Source organism: Cyanobium sp. Maggiore-St4-Cus, from assembly GCF_024345615.1.
GTDB classification, from domain to species: Bacteria; Cyanobacteriota; Cyanobacteriia; order PCC-6307; family Cyanobiaceae; genus Cyanobium_A; species Cyanobium_A usitatum.
The window spans coordinates 25,936-51,150 of record NZ_JAGQBL010000008.1 but is presented as its reverse complement, the minus strand read 5'-3'; the positions used below and the strand labels follow the sequence as shown (position 1 = coordinate 51,150).

Sequence of the window (25,215 nt, the reverse complement as noted above, 5' to 3'; positions counted from 1 at the left end):
CCGTGCCCAGACCCAGCAACAGACCCCCCAGCAACAACCAGCGCAACATGGGCTCCACCAAAAGCGGCCAAGCCCCATCCAACCCCACCCCAGCCCGGCTTGCCATTGCCCTAGGGGATCCTGCCGGCATAGGCGCTGAGGTAACTCTCAAGGCCCTGGCCAGGGCGGAATGGCGCTCACAGCAGCCCCTGCTGGTGGGTTGCCGCCGCTGGCTGGAAACCAGCTACCAAATGCTCAAGCCCAGCAGCGGCGAACGGCTGCGGGATCCGGCAGAGCTGGAGATTCTCGATCAGCCCTTAGTGGAGAGCTGCCAGCCAGGACGCAGCACCCCGGCCTGCGGAGCAGCAAGCTTCAACTGGCTCACCGCCGCCGTCGAGCTGGTACAAAGCGGCCGCTGCCGGGCCCTGGTGACAGCGCCAATCGCCAAGGCCAGCTGGCACGCTGCCGGCCACCCCTACCCAGGCCAAACAGAGCGGCTGGCGGAACTCAGCGGCAGCCCCGAAGCCTCGATGCTGTTTACCGCGCTAGCACCCGCGGGCCACTGGCGCCTCAACACCCTGCTGGCCACCACCCACATTCCCCTGGCCGCGGTACCCCAACATCTCAATGGAGCCTTGGTGCAACGCAAGCTGGATACGCTCCTGGCCTTCTGCCAGCGCTTCAACCCAGCCCCCCACCTAGTGGTGGCAGGACTCAATCCCCATGCCGGCGAGGCGGGGCGCCTGGGGCAGGAGGAGAGCACCTGGTTGGAAGCAACCCTGGAGGCCTGGCGCCGGCAGCATCCAGAGGTGCAGCTCGAAGGCCCATTGCCGCCGGACACCTGCTGGCTAAGCGCGGCCGCCGCCTGGCCGGGCCCCAGACCAGGCCCCGATGGCTACCTGGCGCTGTATCACGACCAGGGACTAATCCCGGTGAAATTGCTGGCCTTTGATGCCGCAGTCAACACCACCTTGGGGTTGCCGTTTATGCGCACCTCACCAGATCACGGCACAGGCTTCGCGATCGCTGGCCAAGGCCTAGCCAGGGCCGACAGCATGGCGGCTGCCCTAATTACTGCAACGGATCTGGGCTGAGGATTCCAGCGCAACCGCTCAGGCCGGCCGCACCCGCATCAACACCTGACCGAATTCCACGGGGGTGCCGTTTTCCACCAGGATTTCAACCACCTCACCGCCCACCTCAGACTCCAGCTCATTCATCAGCTTCATCGCCTCAAGAATGCAAACGGTCTGGCCGACTTTGATGCGGGCACCCACTTCCACAAAGGGGGCTTCGCCCGGAGCTGCAGCTCGATAGAAGGTGGCGACCATGGGTGCTGTGACCTCAAGCAGGTCGCCGCGGCTGGCAGCAGCCGGTGGCGGTGGAGCCGAGGGGGCAACGGGCAGGGGGGCCGCTGCCTGCAGCATCTGGGCCGGAGCGGCACTGGCCTGGAAAACAGTTGTAGGAGCTGCACTGGGAAGGTTGCGACGCACCTCCAAGCGGAAGTCGTCTCCTTCGAGCTTCAACTCCTGGATGTCGCTCTCGCCAAGCAGGGCGAGAAGGTGCTGAAGCTGGTCGTGGTTGAGCTGCATGGCGATCAGTTCTCCCTGCCCAAATAGCTGTCGGTACGAGTATCTATCTTGATTTTCTCGCCAATCGACAGGAACAGGGGCACCATCACCTGGGCTCCCGTTTCAACGATCGCAGGCTTGGTGCCGCCAGTGGCCGTATCGCCCTTGACGCCCGGATCGGTCTGGGTGATCGCCAGCACCACCGAGTTGGGTAGTTCCACCTCCAAGGGTTTGCCGTTCCAGGCCACCACGTTCACCTCCATGCCCTCCTTGAGGTACTTGCGGCTGTCACCAATCTGTTTGGCCGTCAGCCGGGTTTCCTCGTAGCTGCCCATATCCATGAACACGTAGTCGTCACCCTCCATGTAGGTGTGCTGGAGGGTGCTCTTTTCGAGAATGGCTTGGGGCAGCATCTCGCCTGCCCGAAAGGTCTTCTCCACGACGTTGCCGCTCTGCACCGCCTTGAGCTTGGTGCGCACGAACGCCGATCCCTTGCCGGGCTTGACGTGCAAAAACTCAACGACCCTCCAGACCTGGCCATCCAGCTCAATTGAGGTACCGGTTCGAAAGTCGTTGCTGGAGATCATTCCGGCGGTTCAGATCTGGGGGATTGTAAGGCTGGCTACCGGAACGGGCCTCTGGGGGGTCATTCCGGAGGCCCTGAAGTTGTGCCAAAGTCCGCTCAACGACAGGGTGTTGCCATGGCACGGGGCCAATCCAGCTGGGCGAATCGCTCAACGTGGGCGCGCTGGTTTGCTGGCGTAACCAGCTTGATGCTGGTTGTACTGCTAGCTGCCCCCACCGCCTGGGCTGCCCTGCCCCAGGGCAATGCCGTCACCGACCCTGCAGCGCTGCTGCGCAATGCCTTGCCAATCAAGGCCCCCGACCTGCAGGAACTTCAGCATCGCCTCGAGGCCACCAGCGACGACCTGCGCGCTAAGCGCTGGCCAGCCCTAGCCAGCTCCGTGCGGCGTTGCATTTCCTTACTGGGCAGCCGCAATGCAGCCATGCTCGAAGGCTTCGATGCCCCAGCGAAAACCGAGGCTGCAACTCTGCTGGACCAGGTGGGAGAGCAACTGCAAGTGCTCGCCGCCGCCGCCGAAGGCCAGGAGCGCGACCCCTTCCTGGCAGCCCGCCGTGAGGCCCTCAACAGCATCGGCAAAGCCGAAGACCTGCTGGTGGGGCCGTTCCCCTATCAAATTCCGGCTGAATTTGCCGATTTGCCCAGGCTGCTGGGCCGGGCGACCGTGCAGCTCACCACCACTAAAGGCGACCTAACTGCGGTTGTAGACGGTTACAACGCGCCCCTCACTGCCGGCGCCTTTGTTGATCTGGTGCAACGCGGCTTCTACGACGGACTGCCCTTCATTCGAGCCGAAGATTTTTACGTGCTGCAAACCGGCGATCCGGAAGGCCCAAATGATGGATACATCGACCCGAAAACCAAAACGGAGCGCAAGGTGCCGCTAGAGATCAAGGTGCCAGGCCAGAGCGAGCCCTTCTACAACCAAACCTTCGAAGACCTCGGCATGTTCAAGGCCGCACCAGAACTACCCTTCTCCACCAAGGGCACCCTGGGCTGGGCCCACTCCGATGAAGTGCTAGACGACGGCTCCTCCCAGTTCTTCCTCTTCCTGTTCGAACCTGAACTGACCCCTGCCGGCCTAAACCTGATCGACGGCCGCTACGCCGCTTTCGGTTATGTGGTGGATGGCTTCGATGTTCTCGAAGAACTCACCGCTGACGACGGCATCGTCAAAGCACGAGTGCTTTCGGGATCCGAAAATCTCCAACCCCACAGCTGAATTTCTAAAGTAAGCATTAAAAAGCCGCCCTTCAGGGCGGCTTAAAAGTTGGCGATTAGCTCAGCTTATTTCCATTGCTTGGCAACAATTTCAGCCAAATCAACAACGCGCTGGCTGTAGCCCCACTCGTTGTCGTACCAAGCGATAACCTTCAACATGTTGCCACCCATCACCAAGGTGAGCTCCGAATCAATGATCGTCGATTCGTCGGTGCCGGCATGATCGCTGGAAACCAAAGGTAGATCGCAATACTTGATGATGCCCTTCATGGCATTCTCAGATGAGGCCTTGAGCAAGGCATTCACCTCTTCCTTGGTGGTGTCGCGACTGATATCAAGCACCATATCAACCACCGAGACATTCGGTGTGGGCACTCGCATAGCGATACCGCTGAGCTTGCCCTTCATCGGCGGATAGACCAACGCCACAGCCTGGGCAGCTCCGGTGCTGGTGGGAACAATGTTTACCGCAGCGGCCCTGGCACGGCGCAGGTCGCGGTGGGCCGCATCCAAGATTCGCTGGTCACCGGTGTAGCTGTGGGTGGTCGTCATCGTGCCCTTGACGATGCCGAATGCTTGATCCAGCACCTTCACCACAGGAGCCATGCAATTGGTGGTGCAGCTGGCGTTGCTGAGAATGTCCCAATCTTCGTGGCGGTACTGATCGGCGTTAACGCCCACCACAAAAGTGCCAACCTTCGCGCCCTTGCCAGGTGCCGTGAGAATTACCTTTTTGGCACCAGCTTCAAAGTGCTTGCTGGCACCCACATCGTCGTTGAACACTCCGGTGGATTCGATCACCAGATCGACGCCCCATTCCTTCCAGGGAAGGTTGGCGGGATTGCGGTCGTAGAAGGTTTTGATCGTCTTGCCGTTGAGGACGATCGTGTCCTCGGTGGTGGTGACGTCCACGCCCCGCAGGGGGCCGAGCATGGAGTCGTACTTGAGCAGGTGGGCCATGGTGTTGGTGTCACCGGAGCCATTGATGCCCACTAGTTCGATGCCAGTGTTGGCCCCACGGCTCAGCCAGCAGCGGGTGAAGTTGCGACCAATCCGGCCAAATCCATTGATCGCAACGCGCAAAGTCATGGCCGATTGCGGCAAAAGCCGCTAGCGAAGGTGGTTTTGGCTGCCGATCATACAGAAATTGATCCGGTCTCCCCTCTTGCAGGAAGGGCGCACGCCGAGGACCATGCGCAAACGCGCAGCAACTCGTAAAGGTTTTCGGGCTGTTGTCAGCTTAATTTTGTGCTCACCTGAACCCTGATTTGGAGTTGCGTTTGGCGCCCCTGCTCGATCGTCACCAGCCACTCCACTTCATTGGCGTTGGCGGCATCGGCATGTCTGCCCTGGCAGGGATCCTGGCGGAACGGGGCTACGCGGTAAGTGGCTCCGACCCCCGGGACAACGCCGTGCTCAACCGCTTACGGCGGCTGGGGGTGCGGGTGTTTTTGGAGCAGAACGCCGCCACGGTTGCTGCTATCCGCAGCGGCACCTCGGTCTCACCTCAAGTAGTGATCAGCTCCGCGGTGCCAGAGACCAACCCGGAGCTACTGGAGGCCCGTCGCATGGGTCTGGCGATCTGCCACCGCTCCGACGTGCTGGCCGCCTTGATCAATAGCCAGGACTCCATCGCCGTAGCCGGGAGCCATGGCAAAACCACTACCAGCACCCTGATCGCCACCCTGCTGGCTGCTACCAAACACGACCCCACCGCAGTGATTGGCGGCATCGTGCCCGCCTTTGGCAGCAACGGTCGCCATGGCGAAGGCAGGCTGCTGGTTGCGGAGGCGGATGAATCGGACGGCTCCTTGGTGAAGTTCCGCGCATCCCTCGGCGTGCTCACCAACGTCGAACTCGACCACACGGACCATTACCCCGACCTCGAAGCCCTGATCACCACCCTGCAAAGGTTCGCCGGCAACACATCAAGGCTCCTGGCAAACCACGACGACCCGGTGCTGCGCGAGCGGTTCAAAGCCAGTCATTGGTGGTCGATCGAAAGCGCCGCAGGCGTCTCCTTTGCAGCGATTGCCCAAGAGCAAAGGGGTGACGGCACCGTTGCCGACTTCTTTGAAGACGGTGAGCTGGTGGGCCGCTTTGAACTGCCCTTGCCCGGTCGTCACAACCTCAGCAACGCGGTTGCGGCCATGGCCGCCTGCCGGCTGGAGGGGGTTTCATTTGCCGAGCTGGGCGAGGCTGTAGCCGCCCTTCAGGCCCCAGGACGGCGCTTTGATTTCCGCGGTTTATGGCAGGGCCGGCTGGTGGTCGACGACTACGCCCACCACCCCAGCGAGGTGGCCGCAACCCTGGCCATGGCCAAGCTGATGGTGGACAGCGGCCGCAGCGCCCTGCCCGTGGCGCCACGGCGCTTGGTAGCAGTGTTTCAGCCCCATCGCTACAGCCGCACAGCCCAATTTCTGGACGGCTTTGCATCGGCCCTATCGGAAGCCGATTCCGTGCTGATCGCGCCCCTCTACGCCGCTGGTGAAGCGCCGATTCCAGGTATCTCCAGCGCCGCCATGGCCGAGGCGGTGCGGCAGCTGGCACCCAACCTGCCGGTGGCGGTAGCCAACACTCTCGACGAGCTCGCCGCCCAGGTGGCCGCTAAGAGTCAAGAGGGTGATCTGGTGATCGCCATGGGTGCTGGAGACGTCAACAGCCTCTGGGAACGCCTCGAGCAGCGCCAACAAGCAATTGACAGCGCCATCGCTGCCTCTGCAACCCCCCTGGCGGCCTGAGCCTGATGATTGCGGCCCCCAGCTGCCACCCTGCCCTACGCCAAGGGGTAGGGCTTCAGCCCTTCACCACCTGGAAGGTGGGAGGTCCAGCGGAGTGGTTTGCCGAGCCTGGAGAAGGCGAAGAGCTGATTTCTCTGGCGGCCTGGGCCCGGGCCCAAGGCCTGTCCTTGCGCTGCATCGGCGCAGGCTCCAACCTGCTGATCGCCGATAGCGGCCTGCCCGGCCTCACCATCTGCAACAGGCGGCTGCAGGGGAGCCGGCTCGACGCCGCCAGCGGCCTGGTGGAAGCGGAAGCCGGAGAACCGATCCCCACCCTGGCCCGCAAAGCAGCCCGGCTTGGCCTGAGCGGGCTGGAGTGGGCCGTGGGCATCCCAGGCACCGTAGGGGGCGCGGTGGTGATGAATGCGGGCGCTCAGGGCGGCTGCACGGCCGAATGGTTGCACTCGGTGCGGGTGCTGGACCCGGCCAATCCCGCAACGCCCTTAGAGATGGAAGCCCGGGAACTGGACTTCGCCTATCGCCACAGCCGCCTCCAGGCGGAGAGCTGGATCGTGCTGGCAGCCACCTTCCAGCTGGAGGCCGGCCACGACCCCGCAGCCATCACCTCGCGCACCAGCGCCAATCTGCACAGCCGCACCAGCACCCAGCCCTACCAACAGCCCAGCTGCGGCAGTGTTTTTCGCAACCCAGAACCACAGAAAGCAGGGCAGCTGATCGAAGCGCTGGGCCTGAAGGGATTGCAAATCGGTGATGCCCAAGTCTCGCCAATCCACGCGAATTTCATCGTCAACATTGGCCAGGCCAGCGCCAGCGACATCGATGCCCTAATCGCAGAAGTGCAACGCCGGGTGCTGGCCAACCACGGCCTGACCCTCCACCCTGAGGTAAAGCGGCTGGGCTTCGGCCCGGAGCACTAGCTGCCCCTTAGCCTGAGCCGAGCAACTTCTAGGGCATGGCTGGCTTCGGACTCCCCAACTTCGGTCAGCTCACCGAGGCCTTCAAGAAGGCCCAGGAGCTGCAGCAAAACGCCCAAAAGCTCCAGGAAGAACTTGATGCAATGGAACTGGAGGGCCGCAGCGACGACGGCCGGGCCAGCATCTGGCTCACGGGCAACCAGCAACCGCTGCGAGTGCAACTGGCCCCAGAACTGATCGCCGAAGGGGCTGCCGCCAGCGAGGCCGCCGTGCTGGAAGCGTTGCAAGCCGCCTACGAGCTGTCCACGGGCACGATGAAAGGCCGCATGGAAGAACTCACCGGTGGCCTAAATCTCAATCTGCCAGGTCTGGGCGGCTGAAATCCGTCACTTTTCCAGTGCCAGCCTGGCCATCCTCTTCCCCATCCAGCAGCTGCTGACGCTGGCGACGCCGGGAGAGCTGCCGCAATCCGGGCGCCAGGCGGGGCTCTAGACCCTGACCGCGGCGTCGCAGCCCCGACCCGTCAGGGGAGTCCGCAACCCGGCCCGTTCGCTCGCCATCCAGCAGCAGATCGCTAAGGCACTGGGCATAAAGGGGGTAACGCTCCCAGTCGGAGCCAACGGCACAGCCGGGATCGCCCTGGTGCAGGCAATTGCTGAAGCGGCAGCAGCCCAAGCCCAGTCGTTGCCGAATCTCCGGAAACAGGGGGCCTAGGGCAACGGGATCGGCGGGCAGCCGCGGCCTGTTGAATCCAGGCGTGTCGGCCAGCAGGGCTCCGGGCGCCAAGGGGAAAAGCTCAACATGGCGGGTGGTGTGGCGGCCCCGCTGCAGCCGCCCTGACACCGCCGCCACCCGCAGGCCGAGCTCCGGGCAAAGACGGTTGAGCACGCTGCTCTTCCCCACCCCAGAAGGTCCACAAAGCACGGCGATACCTGGCTGGGCCAGCCGCTGCAGCAAAGGCTCCATGCCCTCGCCACTACTGGTAGAAACCGCCAGGGCGTCGTAACCCCAGGCAGCAGCTCGCTGGCACCAACTAGCCACCTCGTCAGGCGAAACCAGATCCGCCTTGGAGAAAACCAACTGCACCGGCCGCCCCGTCGCCTCAGCCGTCAACAAAAAGCGTGTGAGCTGGAGCAGATCCAGCTCTGGCTCCGCCAGCGCCACCACCACCACCACGAGGGCCACATTTGCCACGGCGGGACGCTCAAGCAGGCTCTGACGCGGCTCCAGGGCCGCCACAGCCGCCCGGCCAGCAGGCCAGTCGATGCCATCCACCCAGACGCGATCCCCAACGGCGATGGTTTGGCCGCTTTTGCCAAGGCGGGTGCGCCGGGTGCACAAAAGTCGACTCAGGCCAGTGGGCCCTAGCTGATCCAGTTCCACCCAGCAGTAATTGGCCAGCAGGGCCACCACCTGCCCAATTAGGCGCAATGGCCCAGGCTCAACCCCCATGACAACGAACCTGCAGCCGCACGGCCCCTTGTTGCTCCGGGTGATCGCAGCAGGTAACCCCATGACCTGCGCTCTCCAGCCCCTGGGTCACCTGCTGCTGGGGCTCTCCCCGATCTAGGTCCACCTGCAGGATCTGGCCAGGAACCAAACGCTCCAGGGCCAGCTTGGTGCGAATGAAGTTGAGCGGACAAGCGATGCCACGCAGATCGAGCTGGGCATCTGGTTTGCCGTCTGCCCAACTGGCGCTCAACCGAAGAGGCCCCCAAACAAGCCGCTTTTATGGGGATGCTTGTGGCCCTTGTTGGTGTGGTGGCCGGCCAGCTGCTCCAGCAACTCCCGCTCCTCAGCATTGAGCTTGGTGGGCAGCTGCACCTTGATGCTGACCAGGTGGTTGCCTCGGGCTACCGGATTGCCCAACTTGGGCACCCCCTTGCTCTGCAGGGTGAGCACCGCTCCGGGCTGGGTACCGGCTGGAATCTCCAACGACTCCTGGCCGTCCACCGTGTCTACCTCGATGGTGTCGCCCAAAATGGCCTGGAGGTAATTGAGCGTCACCTCCGAGTGGATGTTGATGCCATCACGGCGCAAGCCAGCAGCCGATTGAACGCTCAAGAACACATAGAGATCGCCGGCGGGACCACCCCGCTGGCCGGCATTGCCCTCATTTGCCACCCGCAGCCGGGTGCCGGAATCAACCCCAGCTGGGATGTTGATCCGCAGCTTTTTACGCACCTGCTGCAGACCTTGGCCACCGCAGGCGCCGCAGGGGTCGGCAATCACCTGGCCGCTGCCCTCACAGGTAGGACAAGCCGCCACCTGGGTAAAACTGCCGAATGGGGTGCGGGTGGCCCGACGCACCTGGCCGGCGCCACCACAGGTGCCGCAGCTTGTGGGTCCACTGCCCGCCTTGGCCCCGGACCCCTGGCAGGTGCTGCAGGTTTCGAGATGGCGAATCTGCACCTCCTTCTCGATACCAAACACCGCCTCTTGGAAGTTGATGGTGAGGTCGAGGCGCAGGTCATCGCCTTGACGGGGACCACGCCGCCGCGGACCCGCTCCAGCACCCGCCCCCCCAAAGCCACTGAAGAAGGTCTCAAACAGGTCGGCAAAGCCGCCCATGTCGCCCATATCAGGCGCCCCGCCGCCGCCTAGGCCCGCCTCACCAAACTGGTCGTAACGGGCGCGAGTCTGGGGATCGCTGAGCACCTCGTAGGCCCGGCCGATCTCCTTGAATTTGTCTTCAGCCCCAGGATCTTTGTTGACATCCGGGTGGTACTGACGGGCCATCCGCCGGTAGGCCCGCTTCAAAGTGTCTGGATCGGCGTCGCGGGCAGTGCCGAGCAGGTCGTAGTAGTCGGCCATCAGCCGTCCTGCTCCTCAGCCTGGCCATTCTCAGCTGCTTGGGGGCCAGCGGGGACGGCGCCGGAACCAGGCCCCATCGACACCTTGACCAGGGCGTGGCGCAGCACCCGACCGTTTAGGTGGTAGCCGCGCTGCAACTCCTCGATCACCACATCTTCGGCATGGGCCTCGCTGGGTTCACGCAAGACCGCCTCATGCAAGCTGGGATCGAAGGGTTCACCCTCTACCCGCATCGGTGAAACCCCCAGCTGCTTGAACACATCCACTAGCTGCTTGTACAGGCCCTGATAGCTGCGATGCAGCGCCTGGGCTTCCTCATGCTGGGGATTCAGCTGCTGCCTTGCCCGGTCGAAGTTATCGACCACCGGCAAAATCTCACCCAAGGTGGAGCAGGTGATCTGTAGGCGCAGGTCTTCGCTGTCGCGGCTCTGGCGCTTGCGGAAGTTGTCGAAGTCGGCAGCCAGACGCATGTATTGGCCGTTGAGGGCCTCATGCTCTGCCTTGAGTGCCGCCAGCTGGCCAGCCAGATCGGAACCCTGATCAGAAATCTGGTGAGAGCCGGCCTCCTGTCCAGCCTCCATCTCCGGAGTAGCCGGAATCTCGCTGGGATCAGCTGCCTGGGGGGCCCCAGCTCCCAGGTTGCTGTCACCGCTCATCGAGGTGTCACCGCTCATGGCTGACAAGGTCGGACTTTGGTTCTAGACATGTTGAAGCGCCGGGCCTACCTCCCACAAGCGGCGGAAGCCCGCACCTTCTGGCTCCATGACCCTCATCCCTTCCCGCCCCGTCCCTGAAGCCAGCAGCGAAGAGCAGCAGCGTCTGGAGGTGGAGCTACTGGTTGGTGAACCGGTGCTGCAAGCCACCGAGTTGCAGGCCCTTGGTCAAGACTTACTTTTTACGGGCAAAGGGCTGCCAGAGGCCCGCTGGCGCGAATTTGGCGCCTTGCCCCTTCAAGAAAGCAAAGGGAGATTGGTAGTTGCCGTACCTAGCCACTGGGGGCCCCAGCAGCGCCAGAACTTAATTGAGGAATTGCAACGTGCCGGCTTCAACGCGGAGCTGAAGTTGGCGTTGGCGACAAATCTCACATCTGCGCTCTCGGCAAAAGCACCAACTCCCGCTACCGCAGCCTCCAAGCCAGCCCAACCGCGACCACCTGCAAGCTTTACCCCCCCCCGCTCCCTAACCAAAGACCTAGGAATCCCTGGAACCTCCGAAGGGCAGCTGCAGGAGGTTGCCGATGTCGAAGATCTGGAGGGCACTGCTGCTGCTGCCAACAGCAGTGCCAATGCGTCACCAATCATCAGCCTGGTGGACAGAATCCTGATCGAGGCCCTCACCCTGGGGGCCAGTGATATTCACGTGGAACCCCAGGAAAACACCCTGGAAATTCGCTTTCGCCTCGACGGTGTGCTGCAGAAGCACTTCGAGGACCTGCCAAAGAGCCTGACGCCTGCCGTCACATCACGCATCAAAATCATGGCGGATCTGGACATCGCCGAGCGACGATTGCCTCAAGACGGCCGCATCAGGCGCATGTTCCGCGGCCGCAAAATGGATTTTCGGGTAAGCACTTTACCCAGCCGTAATGGTGAAAAGATATGCCTGCGCCTACTTGACAGCGGCGCTACTCAGCTCGGCCTAGAAACCCTAATCACCGATGCGGATGCCAGAAAAACCCTGCGAGAGCTGGGATCTAAACCCTACGGAATGATTCTGGTGACGGGCCCAACCGGCTCGGGCAAGTCAACCACCCTCTACGCCCTACTAGCTGAGCGCAACGATCCAGGTATCAACATTTCCACGGTTGAAGACCCGATCGAATACACCCTGCATGGCATCACCCAAACCCAAGTAAATCGAGAGAAGGGGCTCGATTTCAGTATGGCGCTACGTGCCTTTATGCGACAGGACCCTGACGTTTTGCTGGTGGGAGAAACCCGCGACTTGGAGACGGCCAAAACGGCGATCGAGGCCGCACTTACTGGCCACCTAGTGATGACCACCCTGCACTGCAACGACGCGGCCAGCGCCATCGCCCGCCTCGATGAAATGGGTGTGGAGCCCTTCATGGTGAGCGCATCACTGCTGGGCATCGTGTCCCAACGGCTGCTGCGAAGGGTGTGTTCGGCTTGCCGAATTAGTTACACCCCCAATCCGGAAGAACTGGCCCGTTTTGGTCTGTTGAGTAGCCACGAAACCACGGTGACCTTCTTCAAGGCCAACACCCAGAACCGCAACCAGGAAGGCTGCTGCCCTGCATGCAACGGTGCCGGCTACAAAGGAAGAATCGGTGTCTACGAAATCCTACGGATGACGGATACCTTGGCAGCAGCTGTCGCCAAAAGGGAACCCACAGATGTGCTGCGGCGAATGGCGCTTGAAAACGGCATGAAAACCCTTTTGGGCTACGGGCTGCAGCTAGTGCGCGAAGGTCACACAACCCTGGCCGAGGTCGAACGGATGCTGCTCACTGATTCAGGCCTGGAAGCTGAACGCCGCTCTAAGTCACTAAGCACCCTCACCTGCAGCAACTGCGGAGCTGGGCTCCATGACGACTGGCTCGAATGTCCCTACTGTCTAACCAGCCGCTGAGGGTCCCATGGCCGTGATGATTGAAGACTTGATGACCCAACTTGTGAAGGATGGCGGCAGTGATCTCCATATCAGTGCAGGCATACCTCCCTATGGCAGGTTCAGCGGTCAACTAAGGCCCATACACGATGATTCCCTAGACGAAGAAAGCTGCAATAAACTAATCTTCTCCATGCTAAATAATGCCCAGCGCAAGCAGCTAGAGCAAACCTGGGAATTAGATTGTGCCTATGGCCTTAAAGGGATCGCCCGCTTCAGGGTCAATGTTTATCGCCAGAGGGGTACCTACGCCGCCTGCCTGCGAGCGCTTTCCAACACCGTGCCCACTCTGGAAAGCCTAGGGCTACCGCCGATTGTGGAGGAAATGAGCCACATGCCCAAAGGGCTGATTCTCGTAACAGGCCCCACCGGCTCTGGCAAAACCACAACCCTGGCGGCAATGATCGAGCATATAAATCAAACCCGGGCAGAACATATATTGACCATTGAAGACCCGATTGAATTCACATACAGACCAGTAAAAAGTGTCATCCACCAGCGCCAGCTCAACGAAGACACCCGCAGCTTTGCCAATGCCCTAAAGGCAGCCCTTCGAGAAGATCCCGACGTAATCCTGGTGGGCGAGCTTCGAGACCTCGACACCATCCAGTTAGCAATTACGGCAGCAGAGACCGGTCACCTGGTATTGGGCACCCTGCACACCAGTTCGGCCGCCCAAACCGTGGACCGCATGGTGGATGTTTTCCCCCCCAGCCAACAGAATCAGATTCGGGTGCAGCTAAGCAGCAGCCTTGTGGCCGTTTTTGCCCAAACGCTGTGCAAGCGCCACAATCCAAGCCCCGGCCAATCTGGTCGAGTCATGGCCCAGGAGATAATGATCAATACACCAGCCACCGCAAACCTGATCCGGGAAGGTAAAACCGCCCAGCTTTACTCTGCAATTCAGACAGGTGGTCAACTATCAATGCAAACGCTAGAAAAAGCCCTTGGGGATCTAGTGCTCAGCAACCAAGTCATGATGGATGAAGCCCTTTTGAAAACCTCAAAGCCTGACGAGCTCATACGTTTAGTCAAGCAACTGAGCTGATTCACCACTAGGTACTCCTAAACCATGCCTGCCTTCGTTGCCACCTGCATCAATCCCCGAGGCAAGTCATTCCTTGTAGATATCGAGGCAACCGATCCCGCCCACGCTAAGCGCAGCTTGAGGCTGCGAGGCATCCGAGCCACCGAAATCAAGGCCAAGCCGAAAACCACGGCGACGGGATCTAGTGCCGCAGCCCAACTAAGTGAAAAACTCAAATTCTCCAAACTCAATGAACTGCTAGAGGCAAAACCTGGCATCAAAGATAAAGCTGTATTTGCCAGCAAGATGTCGGCCCTTGTCAATGCTGGCGTACCAATTGTGCGCAGCATCGACCTAATGGCATCTCAACAAAAGATGCCCCTGTTTAAACGGGCCCTGCAATCGATCAGCCTGGAGGTAAACCAGGGGATCTCCCTAGGCGAAGCCCTACGGCGCTGGCCCAAAGTATTTGACAAGCTCAGCATCGCCATGGTGGAGGCGGGGGAAGCCGGCGGCGTGCTGGATGAATCCCTAAAGAGACTGGCCAAACTGCTTGAGGACAACGCCAAGTTGCAAAACCAGCTCAAAGGGGCCATGGGCTATCCGGTGGCTGTGTTGTTCATCGCCATCTCAGTCTTTCTGGGAATGACAATCTTCATCATTCCCACCTTTGCCGGTATTTTTGATGGCCTAGGCGCCGAACTCCCCTGGTTCACTCAGATGATGGTGGACCTCAGCAGCCTACTGCGCTCAACCTTTTCTCTGTATCTGGTTTTAGGACTTATTGCCGGGGTCTTTCTATTTGGCAAGTTTTATGCCACACCAATTGGCAGGCGGCGAGTAGACGCCCTTGTACTCAAGCTCCCCCTGTTTGGCGAATTGATTCAAAAAACAGCAACGGCGCAGTTCTCCCGAACCTTTAGCTCCCTAACGCGAGCGGGGGTGCCAATTTTGATGTCACTTGATATAGTTAGAGAAATCACAAGTAATTCCATTATCTCAGATGCAATTAGCAATAGTCGCCAAGACGTGTTGCAGGGAATTCCGTTAAGTGTGGCGCTTGGACGCATGAACGTATTTCCTGATATGTCTATCAGTATGCTCTCCATCGGCGAGGAAACCGGCGAAATGGACGCCATGCTCTCCAAGGTGGCTGACTTTTATGAAGACGAAGTGGAAGCCACCGTCAAGGCACTCACCTCCATGCTGGAGCCGGCCATGATCGTGCTTGTCGGCGGCATTGTGGCCTCAATCCTGCTGGCTATGTATCTACCGATGTTCTCGGTGTTTGATCAGATCAAATAACTCTCAGCCAAAGCCTGGCCAGCCAGCCAGCCGCTGCTCCAGCAGTGCTGGAAGTTGAACCCCCCCGTCACCCCGTCCACATCCAAAAGTTCACCCACCAAATAAAGACCAGGCTGCTGGCGGCTCTCCATCGTCGCCAGGTTCACCTCACCTAGAGGAATGCCCCCTGCTGTCACGAATTCTTCGCCGAAGGGGCCCCGCCCGGTAATGGCCAGCCGGGTATCACGCAAGGCCGATACCAACAGCTGCTGGTGCCGCTTAGCAAGGTCAGCCCAGCGCTGCTGAGGGTCTAGGCCATGGCGCTGCAACAGGGCCAGCCATAGGCGCCGGCTAAGGGCGGGCCAGGGGCGCCAGTTGGCTAGTTGCCGCTTGGCCTGGTCTCGCTTGGCCTCGGCAAACAAGCCCTCAAGATCCTGCTGGGACAGGCCGCCACTCCAATCAAGGCGCAGCTCACCCCGATAGCCACTGGCCTTGAGGGCGCGGGCAGCAAAAGCCGTGAGCCGCAGGGTGGCTGGACCGGACAGACCCCAATGGGTGATCAGCACCGGGCCCCGCTGGCGAAAAGGCTGGGCAGCCCGAGCGGCCTGGGGCTCCTGCGGCAGGTGCAAAGCCAGCTCCACCGGATCCATCACCACTCCGGCCAGCTCCAGCAGGGGATCGCCAGCCAGGGCCAAGGTGAATAGGGAGGGCACAGGCGCCACCAGCCCATGGCCTAGGGCCGCCGCCAGCTGGCGGCCGCTGGGATGGCTGCCGGTGGCAAGCACCAACCGATCGGCTCTGATCGCTCCGCCGCCCCGCACCAGCAGGTCAAAACCACCGGCAGCTGCTGCCGCGGCGCGCTGCAGGCTCACCCCCGTGTGCAGCTGCACCCCGGCCTGGAGGGCCGCTCGGCGCAAGGTGGCTGCCACCGATTCAGCACGGTTTGAGCGGGGAAACAGGCGGCCGTCCGGCTCCTCCACCAGCTCGAGGCCATGGTCAGCAAACCAGGCGACGGCATCGCCGGGAGCAAAGCGCGAAAAGGGACCCCGCAGGGCTTGGCCGCCCCGGGGATAGTGCCCCACCAACGCCCGAGGATCCCAGCAGGCATGGGTGACATTGCAGCGCCCACCGCCACTGATCAACACCTTGTTCAACGGCTCGTTGGTGGCTTCCAGCAGTGCGATATCGCCAAGGCCGGCCTCAGCAGCACAGATGGCGGCCATGAAGCCGGCGGCACCGCCACCGGCCACGACAACGGCAGCATGAATTGGCAGCATGGGGAGATGGGCCAGATCGATCCAGCCAGTTATCGCTTCAGTGTGGCCCCGATGATGGACTACACCGATCGGCACTTCCGGGTGCTGATGCGGCAGATCAGCAGGCGCAGCCTGCTTTACACCGAAATGGTGGTAGCCCAGGCCCTGCACCACGCCAGGCAAGCACCTGATGCCAGCGCACCGGGGGGGCGGCTGGAGCGCCTACTGGGCTTCGATCCAATCGAAAAACCCCTAGCCCTGCAAGTGGGCGGCGACGATCCTGGCTTGCTGGCTGAGGCCGCTGCCCTGGCGGCTGAATGGGGCTACGACGAAATCAACCTGAATGTGGGCTGCCCCAGCGAGAAGGTACAAAAAGGCCGCTTTGGGGCCTGTCTGATGGCCGATCCTGACCAGGTGGCCCGCTGCGTTGCCGCCATGGCCGCCGCCTGCCCCTTGCCGGTAACGGTGAAACACCGCATCGGCATTGATGAGCGCGACTCATACGCCGAGTTGCTGGCCTTCGTGGATGCGGTGGCGGCAGCGGGGGCCCAGCGATTTGCAGTACACGCGCGTAAAGCCTGGCTGGAGGGGCTCGATCCCAAACAGAACCGCACTATCCCGCCCTTGCGCTACGACGTGGTGCACGCCCTCAAGCGCGATCGACCGCAACTGAGCATCGAGTTAAACGGCGGTCTGGAAAGCCTGGACGACTGCGTGCAGCAGCTCGAATTGGTTGACGGGGCCATGGTGGGTCGGGCTGCTTATGCCCATCCCCTCCAGTGGAGGCAGGTGGACCAGCAGATCTACGCCGACGACAGCCAGCCGCTGGCCACAGCCTCCAGCGTGGTGGGGGGTTTGGTTGCCTACGCCGAGCAATGGCGCAGTCGAGGCGGGCGGCTGTGGCCTATCGCCCGCCACCTAGTACATGTGGTGGAGGGGGTAGGCGGCGCCAAACGCTGGCGCCAGCAACTCACCGAAAAAGCAGGGGCAAGGGACGCGGATGCTGGCGTGCTGGCAGCCGCGGCCCTATCCCTGGCAGAGCGGGGCTACTAGCCCTCGGCACCACCGTAGAAGTCGCCACCACCGCTATCGCCACCGCCACTGCGGCGGCGGCGGGTGCGCCCAGCGTCGAAGCTGTCGCCACCAGCAGGATTGCCAGCGCCATAGCTCCGATCTTCCCAGCCGCGGGCACCAGATCCCCGATCGCCACCACCCGCATAACCACCACCACCGCCTGCTCCACCACCACTGCCGCGGTTGTAGCCACCACCGCCGCCGCCGTAACCGCCACCACCACCTGCGTAGCCGCCGCCACCGCCGCCGCCATAACCACCCCGGCGCGGACCACCACCGCCAGCTCCGCCGCCGCCGCCGGTGCGGGGCTCGGCTTTGTTGATGCGCAGGGGACGACCCATCAGCTCAGCACCCTGCAATGCCTCAACGGCCTTTGCCTCTGCTGCTTCATCGCCCATCTCAACAAAGGCGAAACCACGCTTGCGCCCGGTATCCCGTTCAAGGGGTAGGGAACAGCTAGACACCTCACCGAAGGGTGCAAACAATTCCGCCACGTCTTCCTGCTCAGCGCGGAAGGGAAGGTTGCCGACAAAAATACTCACGAACTGAAGATCGGCCGCGGGACCGATGCATGTGGGCCAATGGGCCACTAACCGATCCACCCTAAGACGACTGACGAAAGCTGGCTGCTCTCAGCAGGCAAGTCGCATCCGAATTTGCTGCAACTGCTGCTCAACCTGGTCAAAGCCCGTGCCCCCCTCGCTGCGCCTGGCCGCCACCACCTGCTGGGGAGTAATGGCCTCATAAATGTCGGCTTCAAAGGCAGGGTGCAGGTGCTGCCAGCGCCCCAGGGGCAGGTCGCGCAGCAGGATTCCCTCAGCCAGGCAGCCCTTCACCAGGCCGCCCACCAACTGGTAAGCCTCGCGGAAGGGCACCCCCTTAGCCACCAGGTAGTCGGCCACATCGGTGGCGTTGGAGAAATCCGCCGCCACTGCCGCCTCCAGGCGCTGGGGCCGAAACTCGAGCCCCTCTTCAAACAGAATCGCCATCGCCTCCAGGCAATCGAGGCAGGTACGCACCCCGTCAAACAGGGCCTCCTTGTCTTCCTGGAAGTCCTTGTTGTACGCAAGGGGCAGGCCCTTGATCATGGTTAGCAAGCCCATCAGGTGGCCAAACACCCGGCCGCTCTTGCCCCGCACCAGCTCGGGCACATCAGGGTTCTTTTTCTGGGGCATCAAGCTGCTGCCAGTCGCACAGCGGTCGGTGAGGCCAATAAAGCCAAACTCTTCGCTGGCCCAGAGAATCACCTCCTCACTGAGCCGGCTTAGGTGCACCAGCACCAAGCTGGCGGCAGCCATGAACTCGACCGCAAAGTCCCGATCACTGACCGCATCGAGACTGTTGGCGTAGATGGTGTCAAAGCCCAACTCAGCGGCGGTCTGGCGCCGATCGATGGGCACCGGCGTCCCCGCCAGGGCCGCGGCCCCCAGGGGACAGATATTCACCCGGCCGCGCACATCTGCCAAACGGGCCCTGTCCCGCTCGGCCATCTCGATGTAAGCCAGTAGGTGGTGGGCCAGACACACCGGCTGGGCCCGCTGCAGGTGGGTGTAGCCGGGGATTAAGACCGTGCTGTGCAGCTCAGCCTGAGCCAGCAGGGCCCGCTCAAAGCGCAACAAGCCCCCGTCAATGGCATCAATTTGGCCGCGTAGCCACAGACGCAGGTCGGTGCCCACCTGGTCGTTGCGACTGCGGCCGGTGTGCAGTTTCTTGCCCAGGGGGCCTAGTAACTCAATCAGACGCCGCTCAACGGCGAAGTGCACATCTTCAGCCTCCAGGCCGGGGTTGAACTCGCCCCTGGCTGCCTCAGCTCTCACATTCTCCAGGCCCTCGATCAACTGGGCCGCCTCGCTCTCGCTGATCACAGCGCAACTACCCAACATGCGGGCATGGGCGATGGAGCCGTCCAGGTCTTGCTGCAGCAGGGTGATGTCAAAACCGATCGAAGCGTTGAAGCGCTCGATCGCCGGATGCAGGCCCTGCTCGAAACGCTGGCTCCAGGTAGACGCGGTGGAATCAACAGCCATTCGGGGCTCGGCGGGCGGCGCTAGGCAGGGAATCAGCTTGGCAGGGAGGGCAGCATCAGCTCCTCCTTCACCTTGAGCACCACCATCGAAGCGTCATCGTCGAGCTGCCGGTCTGCCCCCACGAAGCGATCCAGCCGGGCAAACAGCTGGTCGAGAATCCCCTGAGCGCCGATGCCGGAGCGGCAGGCCGCCTGCAGCTGAAACACCAACCGCTCCTCGTCGAAGCGCTCGCCGCTGAAGCCGGTGGCCTCAGTCACCCCATCTGTGTAATAGAGCAGCACATCACCTGGATCCAGCACGATCTGCTCAAGACCGTAATCGGCTTCGCTCTGCAAACCAATCAGCAGACCTGGGGCATCAAGGCGCTCCACCTGGTTGCGCTGGCGCCGCCAGATCAAGGGCGGATTGTGGGCCGCATTGGCGTAGCGCAGCAGGTGGGTGCGGGGGTCGTAATCGGAATAAAAGAGGGTCACAAACCGGTGCGACTGGGCCAGGTCTTCCTGGGCCAGCTGGTTGAGGTCGTGAAGGATGCGCTCGGGGGAGTGGCCGCTCAGCACCTCGGCCCGCAACATGCCGCGCAGCATGGTCATCAGCAGACTTGCCGGCACACCCTTACCCATCACATCGCCCATCACCAGCGCCCAGCGGGCCTGTTCGCGGCGGCGGCCCAGCAGCTGGGGCCGGGTGGGGATGAAGTCGTAATAGTCACCGCCCACCTGGAAGGCGGGGCGGCAGCGGGCGGCCAGCTCAACGCCATCGATCACCGGACAGCGGTCCGGCAGCAGCTGGGCCTGGATTTCAGCACCGATGCTGAGCTGGCGATCGAGCCGCTCATGGCGCCGCATGGTCTGGAGCAGGGCCTCGTTTTCCAGAGCCACGGCGGCAAGGTCGGCCACCAGCTGCAGGTGGCGGCGATGCACCTCGCTCCAGGCAAAGCCCTGCCGATTGCTGAAGATGTATAGGCGGCCTCGCTGGAGGCTGCGGGAAACCACCGATGTAGCAACCACCTGGGCTTCGCCCAGCAACCGGCCCACCCGCTGATCAAGCAAGGCCGCCACAGCCGCATCACCGCTGAGAGCTGCCAAATCCCCATCCGCCAACGCCGCCAGCTGGCGCAACAGCTCGGCGCAGGGCTCGGCAGGCGTGGCCTGCAGATACTCGCGCCAGAGGCGGCCATCCTCGTGGAATACCACCAGCACTGCCCCCTCGGCTTCCACCAGCCGGGCCGCCACCAGAGGCACCAGCTCCAGAAAGCGACCTAGATTAGTGAAACTGCGCAGGGCAAAAGTCAGGGAAGCCAGCAGCTCCTGGTTGCGCCGCTGCTCCCGGCTGAGGCTGTCGAGCAGTTGCCGCAACGAGGCTGCAGCCGACAACAGGGCCGGACCCTGGGGAGAAACCGGATGGGGGGGCGGCTTGTTGCTCACCGATTGGGCACGGTGCGGCCGCGGCGGTTTCGCAAGATAGCGGCGACACGGGCAAGTGCCCTACCGGCCAAGGCAAGCAGGACCTCAGCGAGCCAGCAAGGCCTCAACAAACTCAAAGCTGTTGAAGGGCCGCAGGTCGCGAATACCCTCACCAGCGCCAATGAAACGGATTGGCAGCCCGGCTTCAGAGGCGACGGCCAGGGCCACACCACCACGGGCGCTGCCATCGAGCTTGGTGAGCACCACCCCAGTTAGTCCGGCGGCCTTGGCAAAAGCCATGGCCTGACGCAGGCCGTTCTGACCCTGGCTGGCATCCAGCACCAAAAGCGACTCCACCACCGCCTCCGGCGCCAGCTTGTCGACAATCCTGCGCACCTTGCTGAGCTCTTCCATCAAGTTGTGCTTGGTCTGCAGCCGGCCAGCCGTGTCCACCAACACCAACTCAGTGCCCTTGGCCTGGGCAGCACCGATGGCGTCATAGACGACGGCCGCTGGATCCGCATTGGCGCTGGGATTGGAGATCACCGGCACCTTGCTGCGCTCACCCCACACCTGCACCTGCTGCACCGCCGCGGCCCGGAAAGTATCAGCAGCAGCGATCAAGCAGCTGTAGCCGCTGCGCACCGCCAAGTTGGCCAGCTTGCCGAGCGTGGTCGTCTTGCCCACGCCGTTTACCCCCACCAACAGCCATACGTTGAGCTGCTCGCGGCGGGGGGCTAGCAGGGGCTGGCCACTGGCCTCGATCGGTTGGTCGAGGATGGCGCGCAGCTGCTCCTTAAGGAAGCGCAGGCCCTCGGCGGGATCCACCACCTCCTGGTTGAGCCGCTGGCGCAGGGCACCAAGGGCCCGGTCGGTGGCCTCCACCCCAACGTCTGCCCGCAGCAGGGTGGTTTCCAGACCGTCAACCACCTCTGGGGTGAGCGGATCATCACCGAGGTTGTCGAGCAGCTGGGTGACCAAGCCCTGGCGAGTTTTCTCGAGGCCCTGGCGCAAACGAGTGAGCCAGTCGATCTCCTCAAGCGAAACCTGATCAACCCGCTTGCCCTGGGCCGCGAGTACCTCAGCCGACCAGGTGAAGGTGGCGTCGAAAGCTCCCAAGCTGGGCTCAGCTAGTTCGGGCGCTGCAGGGGCTTCAAGGGCGGGAGCCTCTGGCGCCGTGATCGCCTGTTGGCGTTCGGCCCGCTGGGCCGCTGCCTGCTCCAGCAGGGAAAGGGGCGCGGCCACTGGAGTAGCCGGTTGGGCAACCTGCTGAGGATCCTGCTCAAGACCCTGTTCGGGCTGCTGGGTATTGGTCTGTACAGGCTGTACAGAATCTGGAAGAGGAGGCTCAGTGGCAGATTCGGGCTCAAGCTGCCGCCGCTTTTGCTCCTCCTGCTGAGCCTTGAGGCGGGCGTAGGCCTGGCGGGCCCATTCCAGCGCCTCAGCGTTGGGATCGGAGGAAACCTCAACAGGCTGTTCTTGAGCCTGCTCTGGACCCTGACCCGAAACCTGTTCAGAAGCTGGCGGCGGGGTTGCTGATGGATCAGCTGGGGATGGGCCGGTGCGATTAAACCAGTCGTAAACCATGGCTTGCTCAGGCCTCCGCCGCGGAGCGAGCTGCCGTAAAGCGCCGCAGCACCCCGTTGATCATGCGGCGGCCCTGCTCATCGCTATAGCGATTGGCTAACTCCACAGCTTCGTTACAGGCCACGGCAGGGGGGGTGCGGAAGCTCTCGAGGTCTACGGCTGCGAGCCGCAGGATGTCCCGATCGATGCGGGGCAGGCGAGTAAGACGCCATCCCTCCATTACCCGATCCAGTCGCTCATCGATCGCCTGACGGTCGCGCAGCACGGCCTCGACCCGGGCGATGGCACCGAGGCGCACCTCTTCTTGGTCGGCCAGCATCAGCAGCCGGGGCAACTCCAGGCTTGCGGAAAGGCGATTAAGGGCCTGTTCAGCCGCGACCAGGCCGGCGTTGAGGTGCTGGCGCACCCGGGGCAACTGCTGCTCACCCTGCTCCTGCAACTCGCTATCAAGCAGTTGCTGCTGGGCGGCCTGCAAGTCTTCGGCGGAGCGATCCAGGGACTCACGCACGTCCTGGCTGAGGGTGGCGAGCACCTGCTGCAACAGGCCCTCCATGCCAGTTGGCAAGGCCGGGGCAGACGAGCCGCGATCACTGGTCTGACCAAGCATCAGCAGGGCCAGTTCACGGGAGAGGGTGCGGCTCTGCATCAGGTGGGTTCTGCCTCAGGAAAGTTGGGGGGTGCGCAGCTGGGCCAGCAGGCTGGAGAAGCTGCGATTGGGGGTGGAGCGCTCGTCGGGGTTGACGATGCCGGCGGAAATGATTGTGCGGAAAGCATCCTCCACCGAGATCTCGAGATCCTTAACAGAACCCTCTGGCACAACGGTGTACCAGCCGGTGGTTGGATTCGGCGCAGTGGGAATGAACACACTCAGCATGGGCTCAGTGAAGCCTGCCTGCAGGGCAGAGCCGATCGCGCCAGTCACAAAGCCCAGGGCGTAGAGACCCTCGCGGGGATACTCCACCAGCACAACCCGACGAAACTTGCTGGAATTGCCCTGGAGGAATGTTTCCAGCAGCTGCTTGAGGGTTTTGTAAACCGAGCCAGCTAGGGGGATGCGCAGCAGGGTCCCTTCGCCAAACTCAAGCAGCCAGCGACCAACAATGTTGCGGGCCATCAGGCCGATCAACAGGATGCCGAGCAGGGGCACCAGTAGACCAACGCCCAGGTTGATCAGCTCCTGCAACACCGGATTGAGGGTATTGAAGGGATTGAACTGCTTAGGGATAGAAGTGAGAAACGCCAGCACGAAACGGCTCACCGTGGTGCCCAACCAGATCGTGGTTGCCAGTGGAATCACCACAAGCAAACCAGCGATCAAATCGTTCTTGAGATCGGATTGAAGCCGATCCCCTAGGGGCTGATCCGATCTGGGGCTGGATTGAACCAAGTGACAATCCGGAGATCCGGCCTGCAGCAATCTGCTTTCAACTTAGCCAGCCGGCCTCACAGCAGGGCCACTAAGGCCAAAAGCACGAAGCCAATAGCCAGTACCACTGCTGTGCCGGTGCCGCCGTAGCGACGCTGGTTGACCGTGAGATCGCGAGCGCGCTGTTGCTGCTGAAGCTGATCTTCAGCCTGCTGCAACTGGCGCTGCATGAAACTCTTAGCAGCCGCCTGCTGCTGCTCCGGAGTGGCATCAGCGGGGATCTGACCAGCCTGGGCCGCCTGGGCAATCAATTGGTCGATGACCTGGGGATTGTCCATTTGGGCGCGGGCCATAGCCAGTTGACCCTTGCGCGCAGCCAGCTGCTGGTCTGCCTGTTCGGAGAGGCTGCGGTCGCCGCTGATTGAAACCGGCACCGCCACGACCAAGGCAAGGGCCAGCAGGATGCTCACTACAGCCACAAGCCAGCGCAGCGGGGTGCGGCCAGCGGCTGGATGGTCGAGGCGACTGCCGAATAACATCAGCAGCAGACCAACTAAAGCCATCGGCGACTGGCTGACCAGTCGATCCATCAACAGCTGGCGATATCCCTCTTCAGCCCAGTTCCAAGAGCCCAGGAGCACCAGCAACTGCAGGGCAAGCAACACGACCAAGGTGAGGCCGAGCCAACGCAACAGGTGGCCCAGGCGGCCGAAGGAAGCAGTGCTCACAGAAGGGTCTCGCGGCAGATTTAGACAACGGCGCAACTGTACGGGCGATGACGCTGCACGCCCACCACGACCTTGCACTCCGTTTAAAACAGCAGGCCCAGCAGCTTGGGTTTGACCCGGTGGGCCTCGCCGCCGTGCCAGCCGGAGAGCGCCTAGGCCTGCGAACGGCGGCCCTGGAGCGCTGGCTTGCAGCGGGCTATCAAGCCGACATGGCCTGGATGGCCGACCCGCGCCGGCGCGCGGTGGAGCAGCTACTGCCCGGGGTGCGCAGCCTGCTGGCGGTGGGCCTCAACTACTACGTGGAGGCCGATCGGGCTCCGGGGGCTCTCAAGGTGGCCCGCTACGGCTGGGGGCGGGACTACCACCGGGTGATCGATGGCCGCCTGCGCCAGCTGGGTCGCTGGTTGGAGCAGCAGGTGCCTGGGGTGGGTTGGCGGGCCTGCGTCGACAGTGCACCGCTGATGGATAAGGCCTGGGCCGAACAGGCCGGCCTGGGCTGGATTGGCAAAAACGGCAACCTGATCAATCGCGAGCGTGGCTCCTGGCTACTGCTGGGCCACCTGCTCACCACCTTGGAGCTGCCTGCCGATGCTGCCGCCACACCCCTTTGCGGCAGCTGCAGCCGCTGCTTGCCTGCCTGTCCCACCAGCGCCATCACCGAGCCCTTCGTGGTGGACAGCCGCCGCTGCCTGGCCTTTCACACCATCGAAAACCGCGATCCCGAGCTGCCGCAAGCGATCACCAGCAAATTGGAGGGCTGGGTCGCCGGCTGCGACATCTGCCAAGACGTGTGTCCCTGGAATCAACAGCCGCTGCGAAGCAGTGAAGATGCGGATCTGCAGCCCCGGCCCTGGCTGCTGAACCTGCAGGCCGAGGAAGCCCTGGGGTGGAGCGACGCCGACTGGGATACCAAGCTGCGAGCCTCGGCCCTGCGCCGACTCAAACCCTGGATGTGGCGGCGCAACCTGCGGGCCAGCCGGAGCGGCACTGCCTAGGCTGGCCAAACCCG

At 62.6% G+C, this 25,215-nt stretch carries 25 protein-coding genes; 10 read left to right on the top strand and 15 right to left on the bottom strand.

The features are described 5' to 3' along the window. Positions 1-47 precede the first annotated feature (47 nt). Positions 48-1,073 (top strand): 4-hydroxythreonine-4-phosphate dehydrogenase PdxA, encoded by a 1,026-nt coding sequence (gene pdxA / locus KBY99_RS09055; protein ID WP_254998780.1) that lies wholly within the window; start codon positions 48-50, stop codon positions 1,071-1,073. Positions 1,074-1,091: 18 nt separating this feature from the next. Here the strand turns inward: pdxA and accB are convergent, their stop codons facing one another. Together accB and efp are read right to left on the bottom strand one after the other, a co-directional pair. Beyond that, on the bottom strand, positions 1,092-1,571 hold the full coding sequence (gene accB / locus KBY99_RS09050) for an acetyl-CoA carboxylase biotin carboxyl carrier protein (RefSeq protein ID WP_254998680.1): 480 nt from the start codon (positions 1,569-1,571) through the stop codon (positions 1,092-1,094). Between the two features lie 5 nt (positions 1,572-1,576). Beyond that, positions 1,577-2,137, bottom strand: coding sequence for an elongation factor P (gene efp, locus KBY99_RS09045; protein ID WP_106632504.1), 561 nt, complete (start codon positions 2,135-2,137; stop codon positions 1,577-1,579). A gap of 186 nt (positions 2,138-2,323) precedes the next feature. Between efp and KBY99_RS09040 the strand changes: the two genes are divergently transcribed. After that, a complete protein-coding gene (locus KBY99_RS09040) occupies positions 2,324-3,355 on the top strand; it encodes a peptidylprolyl isomerase (protein WP_254998679.1) in 1,032 nt (343 codons plus the stop codon). A gap of 65 nt (positions 3,356-3,420) precedes the next feature. Here KBY99_RS09040 and gap read toward each other — a convergent pair whose 3' ends face one another. Continuing rightward, positions 3,421-4,443: a type I glyceraldehyde-3-phosphate dehydrogenase gene (gene gap, locus KBY99_RS09035; RefSeq protein WP_106632506.1), complete on the bottom strand. Its 1,023-nt coding sequence runs from the start codon at positions 4,441-4,443 to the stop codon at positions 3,421-3,423. Positions 4,444-4,634: 191 nt separating this feature from the next. Between gap and murC the strand changes: the two genes are divergently transcribed. The 3 genes from murC to KBY99_RS09020 are packed head-to-tail and all read left to right on the top strand — an operon-like array spanning position 4,635 to position 7,389. Further along, on the top strand, positions 4,635-6,095 hold the full coding sequence (gene murC / locus KBY99_RS09030) for a UDP-N-acetylmuramate--L-alanine ligase (protein WP_254998779.1): 1,461 nt from the start codon (positions 4,635-4,637) through the stop codon (positions 6,093-6,095). Between the two features lie 5 nt (positions 6,096-6,100). Further along, complete coding sequence (gene murB / locus KBY99_RS09025) at positions 6,101-7,012, top strand: UDP-N-acetylmuramate dehydrogenase (RefSeq protein ID WP_254998677.1); 912 nt, start codon at positions 6,101-6,103, stop codon at positions 7,010-7,012. Positions 7,013-7,047: 35 nt separating this feature from the next. Next, a complete protein-coding gene (locus KBY99_RS09020; RefSeq protein ID WP_254998675.1) occupies positions 7,048-7,389 on the top strand; it encodes a YbaB/EbfC family nucleoid-associated protein in 342 nt (113 codons plus the stop codon). Here KBY99_RS09020 and rsgA read toward each other — a convergent pair. The 4 genes from rsgA to grpE are packed head-to-tail and all read right to left on the bottom strand — an operon-like array spanning position 7,364 to position 10,497. Beyond that, positions 7,364-8,461: a ribosome small subunit-dependent GTPase A gene (rsgA, locus tag KBY99_RS09015; protein WP_254960572.1), complete on the bottom strand. Its 1,098-nt coding sequence runs from the start codon at positions 8,459-8,461 to the stop codon at positions 7,364-7,366. The genes KBY99_RS09020 and rsgA overlap by 26 nt on opposite strands. Beyond that, positions 8,451-8,711: a sulfurtransferase TusA family protein gene (locus KBY99_RS09010; RefSeq protein WP_254998673.1), complete on the bottom strand. Its 261-nt coding sequence runs from the start codon at positions 8,709-8,711 to the stop codon at positions 8,451-8,453. The genes rsgA and KBY99_RS09010 overlap by 11 nt, the downstream gene beginning before the upstream one ends. After that, positions 8,708-9,823 carry a molecular chaperone DnaJ gene (gene dnaJ / locus KBY99_RS09005; protein WP_106632511.1) on the bottom strand — a complete coding sequence of 372 codons (1,116 nt, stop codon included), beginning with the start codon at positions 9,821-9,823 and terminating at the stop codon, positions 8,708-8,710. The genes KBY99_RS09010 and dnaJ overlap by 4 nt, the downstream gene beginning before the upstream one ends. Further along, positions 9,823-10,497: a nucleotide exchange factor GrpE gene (gene grpE, locus KBY99_RS09000; RefSeq protein WP_254941689.1), complete on the bottom strand. Its 675-nt coding sequence runs from the start codon at positions 10,495-10,497 to the stop codon at positions 9,823-9,825. Before grpE ends, dnaJ begins: the two co-directional genes overlap by 1 nt. 88 nt (positions 10,498-10,585) lie before the next feature. Here grpE and KBY99_RS08995 point away from each other — a divergent pair, with 88 nt between their 5' ends. The 3 genes from KBY99_RS08995 to KBY99_RS08985 are packed head-to-tail and all read left to right on the top strand — an operon-like array spanning position 10,586 to position 14,786. Further along, positions 10,586-12,415: a GspE/PulE family protein gene (locus KBY99_RS08995; protein WP_254998671.1), complete on the top strand. Its 1,830-nt coding sequence runs from the start codon at positions 10,586-10,588 to the stop codon at positions 12,413-12,415. Positions 12,416-12,422: 7 nt separating this feature from the next. Then, a complete protein-coding gene (locus KBY99_RS08990) occupies positions 12,423-13,502 on the top strand; it encodes a type IV pilus twitching motility protein PilT (RefSeq protein WP_254941691.1) in 1,080 nt (359 codons plus the stop codon). Positions 13,503-13,526: 24 nt separating this feature from the next. After that, positions 13,527-14,786 carry a type II secretion system F family protein gene (locus KBY99_RS08985; protein ID WP_254941692.1) on the top strand — a complete coding sequence of 420 codons (1,260 nt, stop codon included), beginning with the start codon at positions 13,527-13,529 and terminating at the stop codon, positions 14,784-14,786. On the opposite strand, the gene KBY99_RS08980 is transcribed toward KBY99_RS08985, so the two are convergent. Then, complete coding sequence (locus tag KBY99_RS08980; protein ID WP_254998670.1) at positions 14,774-16,042, bottom strand: NAD(P)/FAD-dependent oxidoreductase; 1,269 nt, start codon at positions 16,040-16,042, stop codon at positions 14,774-14,776. The genes KBY99_RS08985 and KBY99_RS08980 overlap by 13 nt on opposite strands. On the opposite strand from KBY99_RS08980, the gene dusA reads away from it, so the two are divergent. Continuing rightward, positions 16,028-17,074 (top strand): tRNA dihydrouridine(20/20a) synthase DusA, encoded by a 1,047-nt coding sequence (gene dusA / locus KBY99_RS08975; protein ID WP_254998667.1) that lies wholly within the window; start codon positions 16,028-16,030, stop codon positions 17,072-17,074. The genes KBY99_RS08980 and dusA overlap by 15 nt on opposite strands. Here dusA and KBY99_RS08970 read toward each other — a convergent pair. From KBY99_RS08970 to KBY99_RS08940, 7 genes are all read right to left on the bottom strand, one after another. Then, entirely contained in the window at positions 17,071-17,637 is a 567-nt protein-coding gene (locus tag KBY99_RS08970; RefSeq protein ID WP_254998666.1) for an RNA recognition motif domain-containing protein, read from the bottom strand. The two genes, dusA and KBY99_RS08970, sit on opposite strands and share 4 nt — an antisense overlap. A 90-nt stretch (positions 17,638-17,727) precedes the next feature. Continuing rightward, entirely contained in the window at positions 17,728-19,122 is a 1,395-nt protein-coding gene (gene argH / locus KBY99_RS08965; RefSeq protein WP_254998663.1) for an argininosuccinate lyase, read from the bottom strand. A gap of 32 nt (positions 19,123-19,154) precedes the next feature. Next, entirely contained in the window at positions 19,155-20,546 is a 1,392-nt protein-coding gene (locus KBY99_RS08960) for a PP2C family protein-serine/threonine phosphatase (RefSeq protein WP_254998661.1), read from the bottom strand. A gap of 84 nt (positions 20,547-20,630) precedes the next feature. Continuing rightward, the gene (ftsY, locus tag KBY99_RS08955) at positions 20,631-22,112 is read right to left on the bottom strand and encodes a signal recognition particle-docking protein FtsY (RefSeq protein ID WP_254998660.1); all 1,482 of its coding nucleotides are present in this window, start codon (positions 22,110-22,112) and stop codon (positions 20,631-20,633) included. A 7-nt stretch (positions 22,113-22,119) separates the two neighbouring features. Continuing rightward, positions 22,120-22,758 (bottom strand): transcription antitermination factor NusB, encoded by a 639-nt coding sequence (nusB, locus tag KBY99_RS08950; protein ID WP_106632520.1) that lies wholly within the window; start codon positions 22,756-22,758, stop codon positions 22,120-22,122. A 15-nt stretch (positions 22,759-22,773) separates the two neighbouring features. Further along, the gene (locus KBY99_RS08945) at positions 22,774-23,499 is read right to left on the bottom strand and encodes a DUF502 domain-containing protein (protein WP_106632521.1); all 726 of its coding nucleotides are present in this window, start codon (positions 23,497-23,499) and stop codon (positions 22,774-22,776) included. Positions 23,500-23,555: 56 nt separating this feature from the next. Beyond that, positions 23,556-24,206 (bottom strand): HpsJ family protein, encoded by a 651-nt coding sequence (locus tag KBY99_RS08940; protein WP_106632522.1) that lies wholly within the window; start codon positions 24,204-24,206, stop codon positions 23,556-23,558. Positions 24,207-24,253: 47 nt separating this feature from the next. On the opposite strand from KBY99_RS08940, the gene queG reads away from it, so the two are divergent. Continuing rightward, positions 24,254-25,201, top strand: coding sequence for a tRNA epoxyqueuosine(34) reductase QueG (gene queG / locus KBY99_RS08935; protein WP_254998658.1), 948 nt, complete (start codon positions 24,254-24,256; stop codon positions 25,199-25,201). The last annotated feature ends 14 nt before the right edge of the window (positions 25,202-25,215 follow it).

Coding starts and splice junctions, on each gene's coding strand:
- pdxA (WP_254998780.1), top strand. CDS start 48: ATGGGCTCCACCAAAAGCGGCCAAGCCCCATCCAACCCCACCCCAGCC.
- accB (WP_254998680.1), bottom strand. CDS start 1,571: ATGCAGCTCAACCACGACCAGCTTCAGCACCTTCTCGCCCTGCTTGGC.
- efp (WP_106632504.1), bottom strand. CDS start 2,137: ATGATCTCCAGCAACGACTTTCGAACCGGTACCTCAATTGAGCTGGAT.
- KBY99_RS09040 (WP_254998679.1), top strand. CDS start 2,324: ATGCTGGTTGTACTGCTAGCTGCCCCCACCGCCTGGGCTGCCCTGCCC.
- gap (WP_106632506.1), bottom strand. CDS start 4,443: ATGACTTTGCGCGTTGCGATCAATGGATTTGGCCGGATTGGTCGCAAC.
- murB (WP_254998677.1), top strand. CDS start 6,101: ATGATTGCGGCCCCCAGCTGCCACCCTGCCCTACGCCAAGGGGTAGGG.
- KBY99_RS09020 (WP_254998675.1), top strand. CDS start 7,048: ATGGCTGGCTTCGGACTCCCCAACTTCGGTCAGCTCACCGAGGCCTTC.
- rsgA (WP_254960572.1), bottom strand. CDS start 8,461: ATGGGGGTTGAGCCTGGGCCATTGCGCCTAATTGGGCAGGTGGTGGCC.
- dnaJ (WP_106632511.1), bottom strand. CDS start 9,823: ATGGCCGACTACTACGACCTGCTCGGCACTGCCCGCGACGCCGATCCA.
- grpE (WP_254941689.1), bottom strand. CDS start 10,497: ATGAGCGGTGACACCTCGATGAGCGGTGACAGCAACCTGGGAGCTGGG.
- KBY99_RS08995 (WP_254998671.1), top strand. CDS start 10,586: ATGACCCTCATCCCTTCCCGCCCCGTCCCTGAAGCCAGCAGCGAAGAG.
- KBY99_RS08990 (WP_254941691.1), top strand. CDS start 12,423: ATGGCCGTGATGATTGAAGACTTGATGACCCAACTTGTGAAGGATGGC.
- KBY99_RS08985 (WP_254941692.1), top strand. CDS start 13,527: ATGCCTGCCTTCGTTGCCACCTGCATCAATCCCCGAGGCAAGTCATTC.
- dusA (WP_254998667.1), top strand. CDS start 16,028: ATGAATTGGCAGCATGGGGAGATGGGCCAGATCGATCCAGCCAGTTAT.
- KBY99_RS08980 (WP_254998670.1), bottom strand. CDS start 16,042: ATGCTGCCAATTCATGCTGCCGTTGTCGTGGCCGGTGGCGGTGCCGCC.
- argH (WP_254998663.1), bottom strand. CDS start 19,122: ATGGCTGTTGATTCCACCGCGTCTACCTGGAGCCAGCGTTTCGAGCAG.
- ftsY (WP_254998660.1), bottom strand. CDS start 22,112: ATGGTTTACGACTGGTTTAATCGCACCGGCCCATCCCCAGCTGATCCA.
- nusB (WP_106632520.1), bottom strand. CDS start 22,758: ATGCAGAGCCGCACCCTCTCCCGTGAACTGGCCCTGCTGATGCTTGGT.
- queG (WP_254998658.1), top strand. CDS start 24,254: ATGACGCTGCACGCCCACCACGACCTTGCACTCCGTTTAAAACAGCAG.